Annotated in this window: 4 protein-coding genes; 2 read left to right on the top strand and 2 right to left on the bottom strand. The window is 74.3% G+C overall.

Annotated features, from left to right (window positions below):
• Positions 1–572 (bottom strand): response regulator (locus ABWK99_RS14425; protein WP_372595395.1); only part of this gene is annotated, 572 nt, incomplete at its 3' end.
• Positions 569–1,816 carry a PspC domain-containing protein gene (locus ABWK99_RS14420; RefSeq protein WP_372595394.1) on the bottom strand — a complete coding sequence of 416 codons (1,248 nt, stop codon included), beginning with the start codon at positions 1,814–1,816 and terminating at the stop codon, positions 569–571. The genes ABWK99_RS14420 and ABWK99_RS14425, both read right to left, overlap by 4 nt.
• A gap of 158 nt (positions 1,817–1,974) precedes the next feature.
• Here ABWK99_RS14420 and ABWK99_RS14415 point away from each other — a divergent pair, with 158 nt between their 5' ends.
• Positions 1,975–3,381, top strand: coding sequence for a PspC domain-containing protein (locus tag ABWK99_RS14415; protein ID WP_372595393.1), 1,407 nt, complete (start codon positions 1,975–1,977; stop codon positions 3,379–3,381).
• 92 nt (positions 3,382–3,473) lie between these two features.
• Positions 3,474–3,833: a hypothetical protein gene (locus ABWK99_RS14410; RefSeq protein WP_372595392.1), complete on the top strand. Its 360-nt coding sequence runs from the start codon at positions 3,474–3,476 to the stop codon at positions 3,831–3,833.
• Positions 3,834–4,028 lie beyond the last annotated feature (195 nt).

The raw sequence follows: 4,028 nt of genomic DNA, 5'->3' as shown, positions 1-4,028 counted from the left end.
GTCTTGACGGAGATGAAGAGCTCACCGGCGACCTCGCGGTACGTGAAGCCGCGGGCGATGAGCCGCATGACCTCGCGCTCCCGTGCCGAGAGCCGGTCCAGCTCGTCGTCGCCCGTGGCGATGTCCCCCGCCGCCGCGCCGAAGGCGTCGAGCACGAAGCCCGCGAGCCGCGGCGAGAACACGGCGTCCCCGTCCGCGACCCGTCGTACGGCTGCGGACAGTTCCGGCCCGCTGATCGCCTTCGTGACGTAGCCTCGCGCCCCGGCCCGGATAACCTGCACCACGTCCTCGGCCGCGTCGGAGACCGAGAGCGCCAGGAACCGGACGGCCTCCAGGTCATGGCAGGCCCGGATCACCTCGGCGCCACCGCCCCCGTCACCACCCGGCAGGTGGACGTCGAGCAGGACGACCGGAGGCTGCAGACGGCGCACCGTCTCGACCGCCGAGGGGACGTCGTCGGCCTCACCGATCACCCGCACGCGCTCGTCGAGAGCGGCACGCACCCCCGTGCGGAAGATGAGGTGGTCGTCCACCAGGACGACGTCCACGGGCCCGCTCGGGCTCTCGGTCATGGCCGTGCCTCCTCGTCTCCGTCCACCGGAAGGCTCAGGTGGACCTCTGTCCCGCTCTCGCGGCACCGGACGGCCGCGGTCCCGCCGTGGCGGGTCATCCTGCCGACGATCGACTCGCGGATCCCGAGCCTGTCCACCGGGACAGCATCGGGGTCGAAGCCGTCCCCATGATCGCGCACGAAGGCCTCGACGAGCTCCGGCCGGCACTCCAGGTACACCGAGACCGGCGGCCGCCCGTGCCGCACGGCGTTGAGCAGCGCCTCCCTGGTGGCTCGGAGCAGGATCTCGGTCTCGGCGTCGGGCACCCGGTCACCGACGACGACGACCTCGACGGGCACGGCGTGCTGGTCCTCGACCTCGCCGACGAGCCGGGCGAGCTCGGCCGCGAGGGAGGTCCCTGGGCTCGCGCGGTCCTCGTAGAGCCAGCTGCGCAGCTCGCGCTCCTGGGCGCGGGCCAGGCGGGCGACGTCCTCGGGGTCGCCCGCGCGAGCGCGGATGAGGGCGAGGGTCTGGAGCACCGAGTCGTGCAGGTGCGCGGCGATGTCGGCCCGCTCGGCCTCGCGCGCCCGCGCCGAGCGCTCGTCCCCCAGGGCGCGCACGAGCCGCAGCCACCACGGCGCGAGCACCAGCCCGACCCCTGCCGCCACGGCGATCGCAGCCACCGCTGCGCCGAGCATGTCCATCGGCCGGGTCTCGCGCCCGACGAAGAGGAAGACGCCGAGGCCCGCCAGGACGCTCCCGCCGATCAGGCGGAGGATGCTCGTGCGCTGCTCACGGCGGGAGTCCTGCGAGGTGGCCCCCCGCGAGACGGCGTCGAGCTGGCTCCAGGCCAACGCCGTCCCCCCGAGCACGATGAGCGCAGGGACGAGCCACGAGCCGCCCACGGCGATGCCTTGCCGGGAGGCCACGAGCACCGCGGCCGCCAGGACCAGGAGCAGACCGACCCCGACCTCCGCGACGGGGAAGCCGGCGGCATCCTGCCGCAGCCGCGGAGCGAGCCTGCTCAGCGAGGCCGGCCGCGAGGCGGCCGCCTCCTGCGGGTCGCCGACCGGCACCGTGACCCACAGGAAGACGTAGAACGCGGCTCCCACACCGGCGACGAGACTCGTCCCGACGAAGATCATCCGCACCAGTCCCACCCGGAGCCCCAGGTGAGCGGCGAGGCCCGCAGCGATGCCGCCCAACCGCCGGCCGGACGTCGGCCGCCGCAGCGGGAGTCGCTGGGCCGGGGGCACGGAGCTCATGAGAAGCATCGTCACATGTCGGGACCGCGATCCGGGTGCGGACGAGGCCCCCGGCGCCACGATCAGGGACCGAATCCGGGGCCGGCCGCGCGAGGATCAGGGTCGGATCAGGGAAAGCCCCCGATGCCCGGACGCACCGGGACGAGCAGCATGGAGACATGAGCACTCCCGACCCCATCCCTCCCGCCGCACCGTCGGGGCAGCCGACGGACGGCTTCTTCGACTCGGTGCGCCGGACCGGCCTCTTCCGTGCGAACGACCGCTGGATCGGCGGTGTCGGCGCCGGGCTCGCCCGCCGTCTCGGCGTCGACCCCTTGGTCGTGCGCGGCCTGCTCCTCGTCTCGGTGCTGCTCGGCGGCCTCGGGCTCGCCCTCTACGCCGTGGCGTGGGTCCTGCTCCCCGAGGAGTCCGACGGCCGGATCCACCTCCAGGAGATCTTCCGAGGGCACGCCGACATCGCGGTCCTCGGCGCCGCCGTCCTGCTCGTCTCGGGCCTGACCATGACGTCCGGCCTGACCCCTGGCTGGTACCTGGGCGACTCGGACTGGTGGCGCGGCCTCGTCTGGCTCGGCGTCATCGTCACCGTCGTCGCCCTGATCGTCTCCCGCCGCCGCCCGCGGGACCCCCGTCCGGCCCCCGGGCCGACGACGACCCTGCGACCGGGTCAGGTCGCCACCACCACCTCAGCAGCTGCGCCGGAAGGACCGTTCATGTCGACCACACCGATGGCACCCGTACCACCCCGACCGGGAAGTGCGGCATCCGCAGGACCGCAGCAGAGCTGGTCGGCGCCCGCCGGCGGCCAGCAGCAGGGCTGGACCCCGCCGCCCGCCTGGGGCCCGGCCGTCGCAGGTCAGCCCGGCCGGCCGTCGGGACCCACCACGGCGCTCCCCCCGCAGGCACCGCGCGCCCCACGAGGGGCTGGTGCCGGCACGTTCGGCATCGTGGTCGCGCTGACGCTGATCGTGCTCGCGGGCCTGCTGTACGCCGACCGGCTCGGCGCCCTCGCGGCCCCGGTCGGGCTGACCACGCTCGCCGCCGCCGTGATCCTCCTCGGCGCAGCGATCGCCGTGGCAGGCCTGCGCGGCCGGACCGCCGGGGGGCTGAGCGTCCTCGCCGTCGTCCTGGCGCTCACCGCGGCCCCGATCGCGGCGAACCACCTCTACGACTGGCCGAGGGGCAACGGGAGCCAGGTCGCCTTCGGCGAGCTCGTCGAGCGACCGCTGACAGTGACGGAGGCAGAGCGGGGGTACACGCTCGGGATCGGCGACGCCCGGATCGACCTCACCGGGCTCCCCGAGGGCTCCGGAGAGGTCTGGGTACCGATCGACGCCGCAGTCGGCGACGTCACGGTGATCGTGCCCCGAGGAGCCTCCGTCTCCGCCGAGATCACCGTCGGCGCCGGGGACGTGACCTGGTTCGACGAGACGTCCAGCTTCGATCCCGCCGGTGACGGCAGGTCGACCGTCCTGCGGTCGAGGGAGGGCGACAGCACCGGAACCGAGCTGTCCCTGTTCATCTCCCTCGGGCTCGGGTCGCTCACCGTCGAGGAGTCGGGCCGATGACCACTCCTGCAGGACGCCACGACTCCGCACCCGAACCCGCACCCGCACCCGAACCTGACTCCGCACCCGAACCTGAGACCCAGGAGCACACCATGGACACCACCCTGCCCGAGCCGACCGATCAGCAGGCGACAGGGGCGCCGGGAGCCACCGGCTCGACCGAGCGCGAGTCACGAGCGGGCGAGACGCTTTCGGGCGCGACGACCCCGGCAACGACAGTCCCGGCCGCGACGACCCCGGCTGCGACGGGCGCAGGTGCTCCAGGCCGCTGGCCGGTCAGGGTCGGCACCGTCGTCTGGGGCCTGGTCGTCATGGTCGTGGGGGTGGGCCTGCTCGCCCTGGCCGCCGGCGCCGTTTTCGACGTCGAGCTCGCCGTGATCGCGCTCGTCGCCGCCGCGGGCGTCGCTCTCCTGGCGGGATCGCTCGTCAGCGCCGGTCGACGTCGACGCTGAGCCGTCCGGGCCCGGGCGCCGAGCGGAGGGCCGGCCCCGATCCCCGGACATGACGACGGCGGTCACCCCTGCAGGGGGGACCGCCGTCGTTCGTTCGTACGGGCTCAGACCGCCGCGGTGGGCGCGGTGGCCTCGACCTTCTTCGGCAGGACCGCGGTGAACGCGTAGCCGATGAGGATCAGCACGAGACCCACG

This window comes from Actinotalea sp., assembly GCF_041597215.1.
Taxonomy (GTDB): domain Bacteria; phylum Actinomycetota; class Actinomycetes; order Actinomycetales; family Cellulomonadaceae; genus Actinotalea.
The sequence above is the reverse complement of the archived record's forward strand: the minus strand, read 5'-3'. Positions and strand labels throughout refer to the sequence as shown.